Origin of the sequence: Methylobacterium sp. E-025, from assembly GCF_022829705.1 — a bacterium.
Lineage (GTDB): Bacteria > Pseudomonadota > Alphaproteobacteria > Rhizobiales > Beijerinckiaceae > Methylobacterium.
In genome coordinates this window covers 13,091-29,739 of sequence record NZ_JAKSYR010000084.1, presented here as the reverse complement: position 1 = coordinate 29,739, position 16,649 = coordinate 13,091, and the positions used below count along the sequence as shown (strand labels likewise).

The following is a 16,649-nucleotide window of genomic DNA, read 5'->3' as shown; positions in this document are numbered from 1 at the left end:
GGCCGACCAGTCGGCCTACACCGTGATCGTGGCCCAGCAGATCAACCTCTACGAAGGCCCGAACCTCGTCCTCAACGCGAATTACGGCGCGACGAGCGTGCCGGTGCCGAAGGGCGTCGGCCCGGTCTCCGGCCGGCTGCTCCTGACGCAATGATGACGCCGATGACAGAAACCCGCTCCCCAAAGCACCTTGAAGGCGTTCGCTCGCGATCCAGCCCTTCTTCATTTTAACGAGAAAGCGGCCTAGAAAGCCAAGCCTCGATCCGGGCCGCCAAGCGATCCGCGCGGCTGTAAGGATCAGCTACGAACCAGATAACGCCCGCGAAGGCAGCTGCTCCGGCATAGATCCCCTTTCCGTCGAACAGGATTACGCCCAGCACGAGGCAAACACAGGCAAGGCCAATAGACAGCCATTTGAGGATGGCGGCGATGCGAGCGCGCCGGATCTCCTCTGACCAGCGATTGCGGCTGAATTTCACAGGAACCCGCTTCCCGTGCCCCGTCATTGGCTGGCCGATCGTTCGGCGCCATCCCGCAACGTGACCCGGCACCCCTGCCGCGGCAAGCACCTCCTACGATCCACATCGAAAAATGGCAGGCGTGGGTCGCCGATGGCCTCGGCACCGTCGCGATAGAGGAGCTGCGCGTCACCGGCCCGGAACTGACGGCAGTCGAGCGGGCGGCTGAGTATACTATAGACTAGAATTATTATTCGTCTTGCAGTTGCAATTGACCAGATTTGACTGAATTCTCTATACAAATACATGCTTCAGATAGGAAGTGCGGCGTATTATATATACACCTATCAAATTATTTCCTTGCGAATGCTATTGTGATCTAAAGGCATCACCACAGATTTTATAAAAGTTAGTCACAACACAACCCTTTCAAAGACCCGCTCGTATCAGCATGAAGGGGCAGAATAAAGCGGACTTGCGCCTAGGGGGCAGCGATCCGCTGATTAGGGCGGAAGCGGGCACATGGCACAGCGGACATCGAACGGGCGTGCGCTCCACCGGGCGTACGTGGCCTCGACGGCGCTGGTGGGGATCTCGATCCGGACCACCGAGCGGCCGACGGTGCTGCACCTTCCGACGTCCGCCGGCATCCTGAGTCAGCGGGTCGCCCGCCTCTTGGCGCTCGCCGTTGAACCCGCAGCCGCGTTGCTTGCCCGGTTGAGCGATGGGTCGCCGACGTTCACACGGCGTGTCCAGCCTCCCTCCCGGATCGGACGTCGTCGGCGCTTGGCGGTGGTGGCAGCGGCGATTGCGGGATCAGTCGTCGCGCCATCGCTCATGGTGTCTACGGCTGCTGCCCAGTCGACGACCTTCAATTATACCGGCAGCGCGACGACCTATACGGTTCCATTCTCGGGAATTTTTACCATTACCGGTTACGGTGCCCAGGGCGGAAGCAATAGCTCCGGTAATCCGGGAGGTGCCGGCGCGCAGGCGAGCGGCGTGTTCACCCTTACGGGCAACGACGTGTTAACGGTCGCCGTCGGCGGGGCCGGCACCTATCTAACGTATTCGGGCGGCGGCGGTGGCGGCAGCTTCGTCGTGGCGCCGGGCACGAGCCCGCTGGTCGTCGCCGGTGGCGGCGGCGGCGCAGGTTACAGCTCCAACAATCCCGGTCCCGGCCTGACGACGACGGCCGGCGGGGCTGGTTCGACCCAGAACGGCTACACAGGCGGAGCTGGTGGCACCAACGGGACCGGAGGCGGTTTAGGCTCGGGATCGGAACGTGGCGGTGGCGGTGGCGGCTTCACTTCAAGCGGCAGCACCGGTGGCGGCACTAACAGCGGCAATGGTGGCGGCAGTGGCGGTGCCAGCTTTGCCGCCGGACTTGCGGGCGGCAGCGGCGGCAGTGCAGGGGGCGCCGGTGGCTTCGGCGGCGGCGGCGGTGGTAGCTACGACGGTGGCGGCGGCGGCGGCGGCTATAGCGGCGGCGGCGGCGGCGGCGGCGCGCCAGGGGGTGGCAGCAGCGGCGGTGGCGGTGGCTCCTATGTCGATGCCACCGCTGTTACCAACACCTCCGTCCTGACGGCCGGCGTCCGGACGGGCAATGGTCTCGTCGTCATCTCCGCGAACAACATCACCGGTGCGGGTAACGTCTACCTCGCCAGCAATCTCGACGTAACCTTCAACCCCCGTTTCGAAGGTGGCACGTTTCGGCTTGACCAGCCAGGTACGACCTACGCGCAGAACTTCACCCTCTCTAATGCGACGACCAATACGATCGACCTCGCCGGCAACAGCGCGACTTTCTCCGGCGTCTTCTCCAACGTGGTCGCCGGTACGCCCGGCAATATCGTCGTTGGCAGCAGTGCCGGCGGCGGCACCGTCACGCTGACTGGCGCCAGCACCTATACCGGCACGACCACGATCAACGCAGGTACGCTGACGCTTAACAACGCTGCCGGAACGGCCATCGCAGATACCAGCCGCGTGATATTCGGCAACGCCGCGGGCACGGCGGCGACGCTGCAGGCGATGACCAGTGAGACCATCGGCTCGCTCTCGGGCGGCAACGCCAACAGCACGGTCAACATCGCGGCCGGTACGACGCTGACGGTGGGCGGCGACAACACCGCGGACGGCACCTACGCCGGCACGATCAACGGCAATACAACCGGTGTGCTCGCCAAGATCGGTCTAGGTACGCAGACGCTCACCGGCGCACTCAATAGCGTGACACTGGAGGCGAACGCCGGCACGCTCGTGCTGGGATCGGGTGGCACGCTCACAACAGCCGGTTTGCCCTTCGATGCGGGCAGCAACGCAAACGCCGTCTACGTCGCCGGCGGCGCGACTTTTACTAACAACGGCACGATTACCCCAACGTCATCGGGTGTCGAGGACGGCGTCCGGGTCGACGGCGGAACGGTCAACAACACCGGCACAATCACGGGTCGTAATGGCGGCGCCAGCGGCATCTATGTGAGAACCGGTAGCACGATCTCGAACACAGGCACTATCGTTGGTCAGTACGGCATTTTCTCCGGTAACGGCACGGGTACGGGCGACCTCCTCATCACGGGGAACGGCTCGATTACCGGTATGACCGAGGAGGGTATTCATTCCGACAACGGCCCAGGTAGCGTTACGCTTGGCACCGCAGCGAACCCTCTCGGGCCTGTTGCAGGCGCCTCGAACGGCATCAACGTCACAGTGAGCGGCGCCGGCGCGATCAGCATCGTGGCGGGCGGGGCCATCAGCACCAACTCCGGCCGCGGCATCAGCACGACCCAGAGCGGTACGGGCACTATCAGCATCGACGGGGTGGGCACCGTGACGGGCACGGGGCAGGCAGGCATCTACGTCCGACAGACCGGTGCAGGTCCCGGTATTGGTAACACGGCCATCACTGTCGCCGGCACAGGTGGGACGAGTGGCACGATCGGTATTGATGCAGCGATCACCGGAGCAGGCAATGCTGGGAATGTTCTGATCACCCGTTCGGGAACTGTGACCGCCGGAACGACGGGCATCAACGCGACGACGGCCGGAAGTGGCAATGTGACGGTCGGCACGGCGAGCCTACCGATTGCGGTCGGCAACGTCACTGCGGGCGGTACTGCGATCAACGCGACGGCCAATGCCGGGGCGGTCACCGTCAACACCGGAGGCGGCACGATCCAGAGTGGGGCGGGTGCCACCGCGATCAACGCGACCAACTCTGGCGGGTTGATCACTGTCAACAACGCGGCAGCCTTGCAGCACGCAAACGGTGCGACGGGCGGAACGGCCATCAACGCGATCACGTCCGGTACGGGAGGTATTTCCGTAAGCAATACGGGTGCGATCTCGGTGACGGGTGGCGCCTTTACGAACGCAATCGTTGCCCAGTCGAGCGGAGGCGCCGGCAACGTCACCGTGACGACCTCCGTGAGCGGTACGATCGGGAGTGGAACTGCGCCGCAATCCGGTATCTTCGCCACGGCAACCGGTTCCGGGACCCTGTCCGTTGCTGCCGACGGGTCGATCCTGTCTCGCAACCAGGGTGTGCGCGCCTACTCTCAGGGCGCCGGCACTGGCGCGGTCTCGGTAACGGGCGCTGGCACAATCACAACGACGGCGGCCGGAAGCATCGGCATCGACGCGCAGATTGCCAACGCAGCGAGTGCCGGCACCATCCTTGTGAACCCCACAGGCGCTGTCAGCACGGTCGCCACCGGCGTTCGGGCAATCACGGCAGGCGCGGGTACGGTCACCGTGTCGGCGGGGGCGATCACAACGACGAACGGGTCGGGCGTGGTGGCGACGGGGACGACGGGTGCGGTGGCGGTCACTGCCAACGGCGCCATCGCGGCCGGCGGCGCGGGCAACACCGGCATCTTCTTGACCGGCAACAGCGCAAGCAACACCGCGACGGTGGCGGCCGGCACCACGGTGCAGGGGGCGATCGGCCTGCGGGTGGCGGGCACCGGTACGGCGGGGCTCACCAACAACGGCACCATCGCTACCACGGGTGGCGCCGGCGCCAATGCGGTGCAGATCGATGGCGGCACGCTGGTGATCGGCGACATGCCTGGCACGCTGACCGGTAACATCGGGATCGTGAACGCGGCCGCGAACGGCGGCAACGGCCCGAGCGTGCTGGACCTCACCAACACCGGTGCGATCACGCTCGCCAACACCGTCACCGGCGCGGGCGTGCTCAATCAGAACAGCAGCGGCACGACGATCCTCAATGGCACGAACTCGGCGACCAACGGTCAGTTCACCGGCACGGCCAATGTCAACGCCGGCATCTTGTCGGTGGGCGGGCCCGGTGCGACGGGTGCGGTGTTCGGCGACACGGCCGGCAACGCGGCGGTCGTCAACGTCAACACGGGCGGCACGCTGCACGGCTCGGGCACCATCGCCGGCTCAGTAGTGGTCAACGGCGGCACGGTCTCGGCTGGCAACTCGCCCGGCACGCTGACGGTGGCTGGCAACTACACCCTGAACGCGGCCTCGACCTCGCTGTACGAGCTCGGCGCGCCGGGCTTCGTCGGCGGGGCGAGCAACGACCTGATCAACGTCGGCGGTAACCTGGCGCTCGCTGGCACGCTCAACCTCGTGGCGGCCAGCAACGCGGCGACCGCACCGGTCTCGGGCGCCTACCGGCTGTACAACTACGGCGGCACACTGACGGGCGGGTTCGGCACGGTGACTACGCCGAGCGCCGGCACCTCAGCGCTGGTCTACACCAACATCCCGAACCAGGTGAACGTGCTGCTGACCAACGGCAACCAGTCAGTGCAGTACTTCGACGGCACCGACACCACTGGCGCCACGGCCGGTCCCCAGGGCGGCACCGGCGCGTGGAACGCCACCACCACCAACTGGACGACGCTGCCGGGCGGGCAGGTCAACGACGTCTGGCGCTCGGGCGTCGGGATCTTCGGCACGACGGCCGGCACGGTCACGGTGGCGGGCGCGCAGAACCTGCAGGGGCTGCAGTTCACCGTGGACGGCTTCCAGCTTGCCGGCACCGGCACGCTCAACCTCACCGGCGACCCCTTCACCACGCCGGGCCAGAGCTTCGTCAACGTCGACACGAACGTCGGTGCCACCATCGCCAACGCGCTGACCAGCACGGGCGGAACGATCGGCCTAGTCAAGCTCGGGGCGGGCACGCTGACGCTCACGGGGGCGAGCAGCTACACCGGCGCCACCACGGTGCAGGCGGGTACGCTTGTCATCGCCGGCGGCGGCTCGATCAGCTCGAACGTGGCCAATAACGCGACCTTCGCCAACGCTGGCACGGTGACGGGCAACCTCAGCAACGCCGGCTCGGCCGGCAACACCGGGACGATCACTGGGACGGCGGCCAACACGGGCACGCTGACCAACGCCGGCATGATCGGCGGCGGGCTGACCAACCTGGCCGGCACCACGACCAACACCGGCACCATCGACGGCGGCGCGGCGATCCTGGCCGGGACCTTCACCACCACCGGGATCGTCAACGGCACGCTGAGCAACGCCGGGACGGTGAACGCGCAGGGCCAGATCAACGGCGATGTCGCCAACCAGGCCGGCGGCACGTTCACGGTGACTGGTGGGCTCACCGGCATCGGCCGCCTGACCAACGACGGCACGATCGACCTCGGCGGCAACGACCTGAGCGTCGGCTCGCTCGCCGGCTCCACCGCGGCGGCAACGATCGCCAACGGCGGCACGCTGCAGACGGGCTCGGACGGCACGTCCTCGGCCTACGCCGGGCAGATCACGGGTGCCACGGCGCTGACCAAGCTCGGTGCGGGCACGCTGACCCTGTCGGGCGCCAACGGCTACACCGGCGCGACCGCGATCAACGCCGGGACGCTGCAGGCGGGGGCAACCAACGCGTTCTCGGCGGGTTCCACGGTGACCATCGCGCCCGGGGCGCGGATGGACCTGGCAACCTTCAACCAGACCATCGCCTCGCTCGCCGGCGCGGGCAGCGTGACGCTGGGCTCGGGCATCCTGACCACCGGCGGAAGCAACGCCTCGACCACCTATGCCGGCACGATCTCCGGCACCGGCGGGCTGATCAAGGTCGGGACCGGCACGTTCACGTTGTCCGGGGCCAACACCTACACCGGGACCACCACGGTGTCGGCCGGCACGCTGGCCAACACCGGCTCGCTCGCCGGCCCGGTGGCCAACGCCGCGACGTTTGCCAACAGCGGCAGCGTGGCGGGCGCTCTGACCAACGCGGGCAGCACCAACAACACGGGCAGCCTGAACGGCGGGGTCGCCAACAGCGGCACGCTGACCACCTCCGGCACGATCGCGGGCGGGCTGAGCAACACCGGCACGGTGACGGCGTCGGCCGGGCGCATCGACGGGGCCATCGCCAACAACGCCGGCACGTTCACGGTGACGGGCACGGTCGCAAGCAACGGTACATTCGGCAATGCCGGCGGTGCGACGCTGGCGGTCACGGGCTCGGGCGCCTACGGGATCGCCGGCTTGCTCACCAATGCCGGTAGCCTGACGGTGGCTTCGGGCGGCAGCCTCACGGCGCCGGCCGGGATCGTCAATTCCGGCTCGATCGCGGTGGCGCAGGGTGGCACGATCACGGACGCGCTGGCCAACACCGGCAGCGTGGTCAACGACGGCCGCTACAACGCCGACGTGAGCAACGCCGCCCCAGGCACGATCGCCAACCGCACGACTGGCGTGTGGACCGGCAACCTCACGGCCAACACCGGCAGCGTGAGCAATGCCGGCCTGTGGCAAGGTAACGCCCGCAACGACGCCGGCGGCACGCTGACCAACACCGGCACCTGGACCACGGCCTCCGCGCCGGTCTCCAATGCCGGAACGCTGACCAACACCGGCACGATCAACGGTGGCGTCGCCAACAGCGGCACCTTCGGCAATGCCGGCACGCTGAACGGCGGGCTTTCCAACAGTGTCGGTACCGCGACGAACACCGGTACGATCAACGGCGCGGTGGCGGTGACCGGCGGCAGCCTGGCCACCTCCGGCACGATCAACGGGGCGGTGACGAACGCCGCCGCGATCACCGCGTCGGGCCGGATCGCCGGGGCGGTGACCAATGCGGCGGGCGCGAGCTTCGTCCTCACTGGCCCGCTTGCCGGGGTGACCACGTTCGCCAACAACGGCACGCTCGACCTCGGCAGGACCGCCTTCACCGTCGGCTCGCTCTCGGGCGGCAACGCGGCGGCGATCCTGCGCAACGGCGCGCTCGCCACCAACGGCGACAACAGCTCGACGGCCTACGCCGGCAGTATCGTCGATGGCGGCTCGGCCACCAGCCTGACCAAGCTCGGCACCGGGACGCTGACGCTCACCGGCACCAACACCTACTCGGGCGGCACCACGGTCGGCGCGGGGACACTCATGACGGCAGCCGCCGGGCTCGGTTCGGGTGCCATCACCGACAACGCGGCGCTGGTGATCGATCAGGCCGCCGACGCCACGCTCGGCAACGCCCTGAACGGCACCGGCCGCTTCGTGAAGCAGGGTGCCGGCACGCTGACCTACACCGGCACCGGCACCCTCTCGGGCCCGACCACGGTCGCCACGGGCGGGTTCGTGGTCAACGGCAGCCTCGCCGCCTCACCGGTCACCGTGGCCAACGCTGCGGTCGTCGGGGGCACGGGGACCATCGGCGGCCTGACCGTGCAATCCGGTGCGATCGTCGCGCCGGGGGCCATCACCGCCGCCGGTAGCCTCGGCACGCTGACCGTGAACGGCAACGTTCTGTTTGCCGCCCAGTCGATCTACCGGGTCGATGCCACGGCAGCCGGGCAGTCCGACCGCATCGCGAGCACCGGCACCGCGACGCTGCAGGGCGGCACGGTGCAGGTCACGGCCGGCACGGGGGCCTATGCGCCGAGCACGCGCTACACCATCCTGACGGCGGCCGGCGGCCTGACCGGGCGGTTCGCGGGCGTGACCTCGAACTTTGCCTTCCTGACGCCGTTCCTGACCTACGACGCCAACGACGCCTACCTGCGGCTCGCCCGCAACGACCTGGCCTTCGGCGCCACGGCGCAGACCCGCAACCAGGCCAACGTCGCCGCCGCCGCCCAGGCGCTCGGAGTCGGCACGCCGATCTACGACGCGATCGCGGTGCTCTCGGCCGCGCAGTCCCGCCAGGCGTTCAATGCTCTGTCGGGTGAGGTCTATGCCAGCGCGGTGACGACGATGTTCGAGGGCGCCACGTTCGTGCGCGAGACCATCCTCGATCACCTGCGCTTCGGCGAGAGCAACGGCTTTGCCGGCGGCTTCGGTGCGCCCGGTAGTGTCGGCCAGCGCTTCGCCCCCGGCTCGACCCTGCCGGGGACCTACACCGCCGACCTGCCGGGCCGCGCACCCACGCTCTCGGCGGTGCCGACGCAGCTCGTGGTGCCGGCCTACGCGGTCTGGGGCCAAGCGTTCGGCGCCTTCGGCAACACGGCCTCGAACGGCAACGCCGCCGGGCTGTCGCGCCAGACCAGCGGCTTCGTGCTCGGGGCCGAGACCGCGCTGTCGGGCCTGACGGGGGCCGGGGCGGACCTGTCGGCGTGGCGGGTCGGCGTGGCCGGCGGCTACAGCTTCACCGGGTTCGACGTCACCGGCCGGCTGTCCTCGGGCACGGTGGAGAGCGCCTACGGGGCGGTCTACGCCCGCGGCCCGGTCGGGCCGCTCCAGGTCCGGCTCGGTGCGGCCTATGCCGGCAACGAGCTGGCGGCACGACGGACGGCCGCGTTCCCCGGCTTCTCGCAGAGCCTGTCGGGCAAGGCCGGCGGCGAGACGGTGCAGGGCTTCGCCGAGGTCGGCTACCGCGTCGGCACGGCGACCGGCTACGTCGAGCCGTTCGCGGGTGGCGCGGCGATCCACATCCGCCGCGACGGCCTGACCGAGCAGGGCGGGATCGCGGCGCTGACGGTGGCCGGCCGCGACTACGACATCCAGACCGCCACCGCCGGCCTCCAGGGCCAGCTCGTGCTCGGCGATGCATTCGGGGACAACCGTCCGCTCGTCGCCCGCGGCCTGATCGGCTACCGCCGGGCCTTCGGCGACGTGGTGCCGGCGGCGCTTCTGAGCTTCGGCGCGGGTGGGCCGAGCTTCATCGCCTCGGGCGTGCCGATCGACCGGGACGCGCTGGTGACCTCGGCCGGCCTCGACTGGCAAGTGACCACCGCGGCCACGATCGGGCTGAACTACACCGGCCAGGTCGGCCCCCGCGCCCAGGACCACGGCGTCAAGGGCAACTTCAACGTCCGGTTCTAGGACCGGACCATCAGACCACATGGCGGCCCGCGCATCCCTTTGCGCGGGCCGTTCTCATTCGAAGCAGCCGAGTCCGTCATGCCAGCGATCGTTCCCCGCTTCTTCGCTCTCGGCCTGCTCTGCGCCGCGACTGCCGCGCTGCCGGCGGCCTTCGCGCTCGCGCAGGCCGGCAAGCCGGCGCCTGCCGCCCCGGCCAAGCCCGCCCCGGTGCCGACGGAGCCTGGCAGCACCACGGCGAGCTTCGGCGATTGGGTGCTGCGCTGCCAGCGCAGCGGCGGCGATCGGCCGATGCGGATCTGCGAGGCGGCCCAGACCATGCAGGTGCAGGGGCAGGCTCAGCCGATCGCGCAGATTGCCATCGGCCGAGTGTCGGCGGGCGAGCCGCTGCAGGTCACTGCGATCTTGCCGCCCAACGTCGCGCTGCCGAGCAGCGTGCGGGTGCTGGCCGACGAGAAGGACACGGTGGGCTTCGAGCTGGCCTGGCGGCGCTGCCTGCCCGGCGGCTGCGTGGCGGAGGCGAGCGTGCGCGAGGATGTGCTGCGCCGTTGGCGCGGCTCGGCTGAGCCCGGACGCATCACCTTCAAGAACGCCGCCGGCCAGGACATCGCCATCCCGCTCTCATTCCGTGGGCTGGCCCAGGCCCTCGATGCGCTGGCCAAGGAACCGACGTAGGCTTCGATTTAGAGAAACCCGCTCCCCGAGTGCCCCTTGAACGCGTTCGCCCGCCGAATGTAGCCGACCACTGTGCGCGGATCGCGGTGCCCAGACTGGTCCATGATGCGGGCGAGGTCCGCGCCACGCTCGGCCGCCGACGTTATGTAGCCGGCCCGCAGCGAGTGCGCCCCGAAGGTCGAGGCGTCGAGTCCTGCGGCGGTGCAGTACCGCTTAATGATGTCGGCCACGGCCTGAGTGGTCAGGCGAGGCTCAGGGAGTTCGGTTCCCATATCCTCCGCCGAACCCTCACGCCCTAAGTTCAACTTAGCCTCCCGCACGTTCCCCGACCGCGAGACCGGCCGGAACAGCGGCCCTTCTGTAATCCCGGCCGCATCGAGCCATTCGCGCACCAAGGCAACCGGCCGGATGAAGCGACCGTGCGGGATGGCCTTCTCGAACCCCTGCCCCTCCTGATCGACCTTCGACCGCCGGACCATGACGCGCAGGCCCTCGGTGTCCTCACGGAGGTCCGCCACGTCGAGTGCAACCAGTTCGGACCGGCGAAAGGCGCCCGCGAACCCGAGCGCCAGCAGAGCGCGGTCGCGCTTGCCCGTCATGGTGTCCGGGGTTCGCATCAGGATCGCAGCCATGATGTCGGCGGTGGCGGCGGCCTTCTGGGTCGGTGCCGTGCCGATCCGGCGTCGAATGCCCTTGCTCGCCGCCCGCACGCCCTCGTCGTCGGTCGGGTCCGGCTGGCCGGCGAGCTTGTGCGCGTACCGGATTGCGGCGCATCGCCGGCCGAAGGTGGACGCGGACCGGCCCGCCTCGGCCTCGGCGACGAGGAAGCCCGCCACCGCCTCAGGGGTCGCCGGCAGGGACCGGAAGCCGTACAAGGCGCACCAGTCCTGAAACACCTTTGCGTCCGCCTTGTAGGCGCGGATCGTGGCGTCCGCCTTGCTGGCTTGCTGATAAGCGCGGACGATCGCAGCGGCCTCGGCCGGCAGGGCTTCCAACGGTTGGATGGTTTCGGGCGGTAGGAATTCAGACATTGGCCGTCTCAGGTGGGGCAATGATCTCGCCCGCGGCGAAGGGTGTGCAACTTGTTCCGACACCTAGCTGCGATGCGATCAATCGCCCTGCATCCGTGAGGGCAGCCGACCCGCCGCCCTTCAACACGGTTCGTGAGACCAAGCCTCGGCTCTCCAGGCCCGCCAAAACCCGCGATGGGTTGAAGCATCTCTCGGTCAGCCAAAAGGGCGTAGTGCGTCGCGCTCTGGGTCCGAACCTGGTTCGCCGAAGCGCACGGGTCAGGCTCAAATAGAGCGCTACCTGATCGTCGCCCTCGGTCGCTTTCTTGCGGACCGCGTCTTCGCGGGCGGCGCTCGCCTCCGTCGCAGCGTGATGACGGCGCTGCATGCTTGGAGAGAGGGCGTAGGCACGATCGACAATGGCCCAGACGTAGAAGCGACCGCCCTTGCTGCCGTGCTCATCCTCAAGCGAGGCGAGCGCACTAAGCAAGAGGTGCTGGCCTGTGCCTAAGCCTCGCGACATGCTCCCTCCCCTAAGTGTCGGAACAACTTGGCGCCCACATTGCCCCGGCATGGTTGAGGCTTCCTCGGGAGCGCTCAGACCTCGGCATCGCATCCCCTCCCCGCGCCAAGGGCGTCCGCGATCATGCTGCCGAGCACGTCGTCAGCCCAATCGTGCGGGAGCCGCATGTAGTGGCCCGGCCGGCGGATCATGCCGCAAATGAACCGGTCGCCTTGGCGTTCGAGCGCCTGGCAGGCACCCTCGGCCGGATGACCGGGGATATGGTCGAGCGCCACGCCACAGGCCTGCGTCGCACAGCACCAGCCGCAGCCGTTGCAGGGCAAGCCATAGGCCGGCTTCATTGGCAGCCGAGCGCCTCGCGTGCCGTCGATCAAGTGGATAGGAGCCATCGCCGCGCTTCTCCTTGCCGGCGTCAGGTCCCGGCCATGACCCGACGCGGCAACCCCACACCGTTCGGTGGGGCTGTCGCGAGGATTTCTGGATAGGTCGCATAAAGGGCTGTCAGCAGGTTGCGGAGCGTCGCCTCCTTCGCGTCGTCCCGCACCGGGAGTGCAACGGCCCGTTCGAGCCGATCCATCGCATCGGCCAGGACGAAGCGAACCGCGCCTCGCGCCTCAATGGTCCGCGTCTCTTCAGGTATCGAATTCCCCTATCAGATCGACGGTCGCGGCAGCCTTCGCCGAAGAAGCTTAAACTTTCGAGAACACCACTTATCGAAAGTTATAGTCAATGTTGGCTTGCGGCAAGGCCCACTGGCCGGATTGCTGGCCTGCCCACAGGCAAACAGGTGATGACCATTTAGGGCTTACCGATACCGCCTACCCGCAGGGTGAAGGCGCAGACCACGGCCCCGAGAACCCAACCGAGAGCGGCGCCAATCATGGCCGAGACATCGTAGGTGGGGAACAGCAAGCCGCCTGCGATCCAGCCGCCTAACCACAGTACGCTCCACGCGGCGAGACCGGCGGCCACGGCGAGCTTCTGTCGAGCATCTTTGTTCACGCGATCCGTGACAGGCCGTGTTTCTCGAACAGGAGGTTGATACCCTCTAGCAAGAGATCCTGCTGCTGAGCGTCCGTGTCGGCCGCGAGCCGTTTCAGTTGCCGAAACGCTTCAGGCGAGACGTAGGCCGTCACCACTCGTTTCCCCTCCCGCGTAGTCGCCTTCGGATAGCGGGTCGCCGGCACGGCCTCCCGAGCCATAGCTGGTAGAGATGCAGACGGTGCAGCCTCGGCAATGGTCTCCTGCACAGCCACAGCTGGCTTCGCCCCGAACAGACTTGGCCGCTTCGTCATTTTTGCCCCCTCGCCCTCTTGTTGCCCTGTCCGCTTGCAGGCAAGCCCACTTGCTGACATGCCCACGTAAATAAGGCTGCTATTTCGTCAGCTGCTTTCCCGTCCGGCTCATACTCGGAGGCCGAACGCCCGTCGATCACCGCATAAGAGTAGGCAACGCGCTGATGGATCACCTGCGGGGCTACACGCGAGCCATCAGCTTCCAGGCCACGCCGTGCCTCTTCAACGATCGCGCTTCGCGTTGGGGCTGAAGACAGCACGACCCATGCCGGTTTCTTCGCAATGGTCGCAAGATCGCGCGTCGCTTCGATCGCTTCCAGGTCGAAAGCCGCCGGCCGACAGGGGATCAAGATGAGGTCGGCCGCCCGAGCCGCCGCGAGGGAAGCTCGATCCGCATTCGGGGCTGTATCGATCACTAAGAGGTCGGCACCGTTCGCGCGCGCGGCCTCTACGAGCTGCGGCAGCCGTTCAGCATGGTCGCCGATTACTTCAGGTTCGGGGGCCTGCCGCTTGTCGCCCCACTTCCGGGCCGTGGCTTGCGGGTCCAGATCAACCAGCGCCGTTCGGTAGCCAGCGAGCGTACCGGCAACGGCCATGTGGACGGCGACGGTGGATTTTCCGACGCCGCCCTTTTGGCTGATGATCGCAATTGTCCGCACGCCTGCTCTCCCGCATGCAATCACGCCCGCCTGCCCACAAGCCTACGAGTCGCTCGCCTAGCTGTTTCAGCACACCGGGAGCCGACCTGTCGCGGATAAAAAATGACCGCTTGCCCACAAGCCTGCTCGCCGTCGAGACCACTTGTCTGCATGTCATGTAGATTGAATGGGGCGTGGCGGGTCTGCGCAAGCCGGCTGCGCTTCAATGATAGAGCCGCCCGCCAAACGCTTCAGCAGTTCCAGACGATCCGGGGGGCAGATTTGACTTCAAAGGCCCAGCGGGGTGGGGCCAAGCCGCGGTAGCTGTTGAGACTGGCAGCTTGGCCCCGGTCGATGTGCTCATCCTTGGGAAGGGGCATTTCGACTGAGTAATGATATCAAAGAAATTTGGATCCCAAAAGCGTTATAAAGTTGCCGCACACATTTCGTCACGACCGATTTGTTGAATGCAAAAAAGTGCAGCTTTTTGGTCACAGTTTGTAAAACTTAGCCTCGAACCGACTGAAGAAGCTATTTTTTTGAGCGCTTCTATAAAATAGTGCCGGTGTTGAGATTTGAGCTGAGACCGTAGGGGCGCTTGGCCTGTCGCTGCACAGAACCTGCACCAAGCTGGGTTCGGCATGGTGGGCTGAAGGCTGAGCGGTGGGGGTTCAAGAACCTTGGGAAGGAACGAAAAAATGATGAAGAACTGGCTTGCCGCAGGTGCGGTCGCCCTCACCGTCGGCATGAGCACCACCGTCCAGGCCGCTCCGGTCACGCAGCCAGGCGAGCAGGTCGGTCTCGCTTACGGCCCGCTGCCGGAAGGCGTCTACGCGATCAACACTTTCAGCACCGGCCGCGGCGACGCGCGCAACGCTCCCGACGTCGGCGTCAACGTGCCGATCCTGGTCTGGTCGACCGGCTTCAAGGTCCTCGGCGCGACCATCATGCCGGTGATCGCCGTTCCGTCGGTGTTCGTGAACACGAACAACCCGGCCGGTGTCCGCAACCAGGAAGCGAGCTACTTCTACAATCCCTTCATCGGCAACATTTTCGCCTGGGATCTCGGCAACAAGATCAGCACCGCCTACCTCGTCGGCGCCTACATCGGCGTCGGCGATCGCGGCTCAATCCTCGGCACCAACGGGCTGGCCGCAACACCGGTCCTGCCGCAGCTCGCTTCCACCTCGATCCGCAACACCGGCGCAATCTCGTACACCGGCGACGGCTACAATCTGACCGCGGCCCTGACCCATATTCTCGTCGTAGACGACGCGGCGCGCTTCGGTGGCCAGGTCGGCTCCGCCCTCGGCCCGATCGCGAACGCTGACACTCTCTACCTCGACCTGACGGCGACCAAGACCTTCGGCAAGTTCGAGATTGGCGCCGTGGCCTACGGCTTCACCGACCTCCCAGTGAACCGGAACCGGGCGCTCTATGCCAACTATCGACGGGATGGGACGTTCGCGGCCGGTGGCCTCGTCGGTTACGACTTCGGCGTGTTCAAGGCTCAGGTCTTCGTGACCCGTACGGTTGCCGATGCGAATGTGGGTGGCGCCTTCTCCAACGAGACCCGCGGCTGGTTCCGCATCATCGCGCCGCTCTACACGGCGCAGGCCGCCGCCGCTGCGCCCGTGCCGCTGATGCGCAAGTACTGATCTTAGATACAGATCCATCTGTGACGCCGGCTCCATTCGAGCCGGCGTTTTTGTTTAGCGCCATAACGTCTTGAGGCTTGGTCACCACGGGTAGTGCTCTCGCATCAGCAGCCAGCCGAACCGAGCGGTCTGTCGCAACGTCATCCGCGGCCCAGCCGCGAGGGGGAGCGTCGTCGGCATCAGCGCCTCCCGACAATGTTGAGTAGCGCTACGCCAGCCGCTGCAACGACATTGCCGGAGCCGCACCAGGACAGCGGGGCGAACGGAAGAACGTCAGGCTCGGCCGGCATGTCCTGCAGAACGATCTCAGGCGCCTCGGCCTCCCGGTCCGCATCGCTCCCACGCAGCCATACGACCTGGCTGCCGTGGTGGTTCTCAGGGGCGGCCAGCGAGGGTTCCGCGTCCGCGCCGTCCTCGCTGTCCGTGTCGCCGTCCATGCGGTCAAGGATAGCGAGCAGGTTGTCGGCGGTGTCGAGGGCGGATTGTGCCGCTTCCTCGATCATGCGCCGGGTCTTTGCCGGTGAGGATGCCGGCGGGGTCGCGGGTACGGCCGGGCGGGGCATAAAGGTGAGCAGGTCGCCCATCGGTTAGGCCTCCTTGGGGTTGGGGGAGGCTGTGCGCCCGACAACGATCGCTGTGGAGGCCGCAGCTATGTAGCGGGCTTGAATGACGCCGAGCAGGTTGCTCCACCCCTCGAAACTCGTACGCGCAGCCTCGATCGCGTTGAGCATTGTGACCGGCATATCGGCTTCCCGCTCGCCGGTTTCCTCAAAAAATGAGACAGCCTCGGCTTTCGACATCCGCAGCAGGCGGTCGCCGATGTGCATGGCTAACCTTGCCCTTTTGGTATAACCTCCCCCACCATATAGTCAACCCTAAAAGCGCAAGGTTTCCAAAAAATGGTAATGATGCGGGACCAGTGCCGTGCCGCCCGCGCTCTTTTGGAGTGGACCCAAGACCGTCTTGCGGAAGCCTCGTCCGTATCGAAGAAGACGATCGCCGATTTTGAGGCAGGAAAGCGCACGCCCTACGATCGAACGCTGGCGGATATTCAACGTACGCTTGAGAATGCCGGCCTTGAGTTCATCCCCGAGAACGGGGGAGGGGCCGGCATCCGGTTCCGGGAGCGGAAGA

Annotated in this window: 10 protein-coding genes and 1 pseudogene; 4 read left to right on the top strand and 7 right to left on the bottom strand. The window is 67.0% G+C overall.

The genetic code is table 11. The annotated features are described in order from the left end of the window. Positions 1-227 precede the first annotated feature (227 nt). Positions 228-479: a hypothetical protein gene (locus MKK64_RS10315; protein ID WP_243934290.1), complete on the bottom strand. Its 252-nt coding sequence runs from the start codon at positions 477-479 to the stop codon at positions 228-230. Between the two features lie 501 nt (positions 480-980). Between MKK64_RS10315 and MKK64_RS10310 the strand changes: the two genes are divergently transcribed. Continuing rightward, on the top strand, positions 981-9,719 hold the full coding sequence (locus tag MKK64_RS10310) for an autotransporter-associated beta strand repeat-containing protein (protein WP_279593123.1): 8,739 nt from the start codon (positions 981-983) through the stop codon (positions 9,717-9,719). 78 nt (positions 9,720-9,797) lie between these two features. Continuing rightward, on the top strand, positions 9,798-10,391 hold the full coding sequence (locus MKK64_RS10305) for an invasion associated locus B family protein (RefSeq protein ID WP_243934288.1): 594 nt from the start codon (positions 9,798-9,800) through the stop codon (positions 10,389-10,391). A gap of 8 nt (positions 10,392-10,399) precedes the next feature. On the opposite strand, the gene MKK64_RS10300 is transcribed toward MKK64_RS10305, so the two are convergent. From MKK64_RS10300 to parA, 4 genes are all read right to left on the bottom strand, one after another. Then, entirely contained in the window at positions 10,400-11,422 is a 1,023-nt protein-coding gene (locus MKK64_RS10300; RefSeq protein WP_243934286.1) for a site-specific integrase, read from the bottom strand. Positions 11,423-11,998: 576 nt separating this feature from the next. Then, positions 11,999-12,313, bottom strand: coding sequence for a hypothetical protein (locus tag MKK64_RS10295; RefSeq protein ID WP_243934284.1), 315 nt, complete (start codon positions 12,311-12,313; stop codon positions 11,999-12,001). A 609-nt stretch (positions 12,314-12,922) separates the two neighbouring features. Then, a complete protein-coding gene (locus MKK64_RS10290) occupies positions 12,923-13,126 on the bottom strand; it encodes a ribbon-helix-helix domain-containing protein (RefSeq protein WP_313898904.1) in 204 nt (67 codons plus the stop codon). Positions 13,127-13,215: 89 nt separating this feature from the next. Continuing rightward, on the bottom strand, positions 13,216-13,878 hold the full coding sequence (parA, locus tag MKK64_RS10285) for a ParA family partition ATPase (protein ID WP_243934280.1): 663 nt from the start codon (positions 13,876-13,878) through the stop codon (positions 13,216-13,218). Positions 13,879-14,555: 677 nt separating this feature from the next. Between parA and MKK64_RS10280 the strand changes: the two genes are divergently transcribed. Then, positions 14,556-15,515, top strand: a complete 960-nt coding sequence (locus MKK64_RS10280) for a transporter (RefSeq protein WP_243934272.1) — start codon at positions 14,556-14,558, stop codon at positions 15,513-15,515. Between the two features lie 179 nt (positions 15,516-15,694). On the opposite strand, the gene MKK64_RS10275 is transcribed toward MKK64_RS10280, so the two are convergent. Beyond that, the gene (locus MKK64_RS10275) at positions 15,695-16,099 is read right to left on the bottom strand and encodes a hypothetical protein (protein ID WP_243934269.1); all 405 of its coding nucleotides are present in this window, start codon (positions 16,097-16,099) and stop codon (positions 15,695-15,697) included. 3 nt (positions 16,100-16,102) lie between these two features. Then, positions 16,103-16,342 carry a hypothetical protein gene (locus MKK64_RS10270; RefSeq protein WP_243934267.1) on the bottom strand — a complete coding sequence of 80 codons (240 nt, stop codon included), beginning with the start codon at positions 16,340-16,342 and terminating at the stop codon, positions 16,103-16,105. 72 nt (positions 16,343-16,414) lie between these two features. Here MKK64_RS10270 and MKK64_RS10265 point away from each other — a divergent pair. Next, positions 16,415-16,645, top strand: a pseudogene (locus tag MKK64_RS10265) (helix-turn-helix transcriptional regulator); the annotation flags it as partial. Between the last annotated feature and the right edge of the window lie 4 nt (positions 16,646-16,649).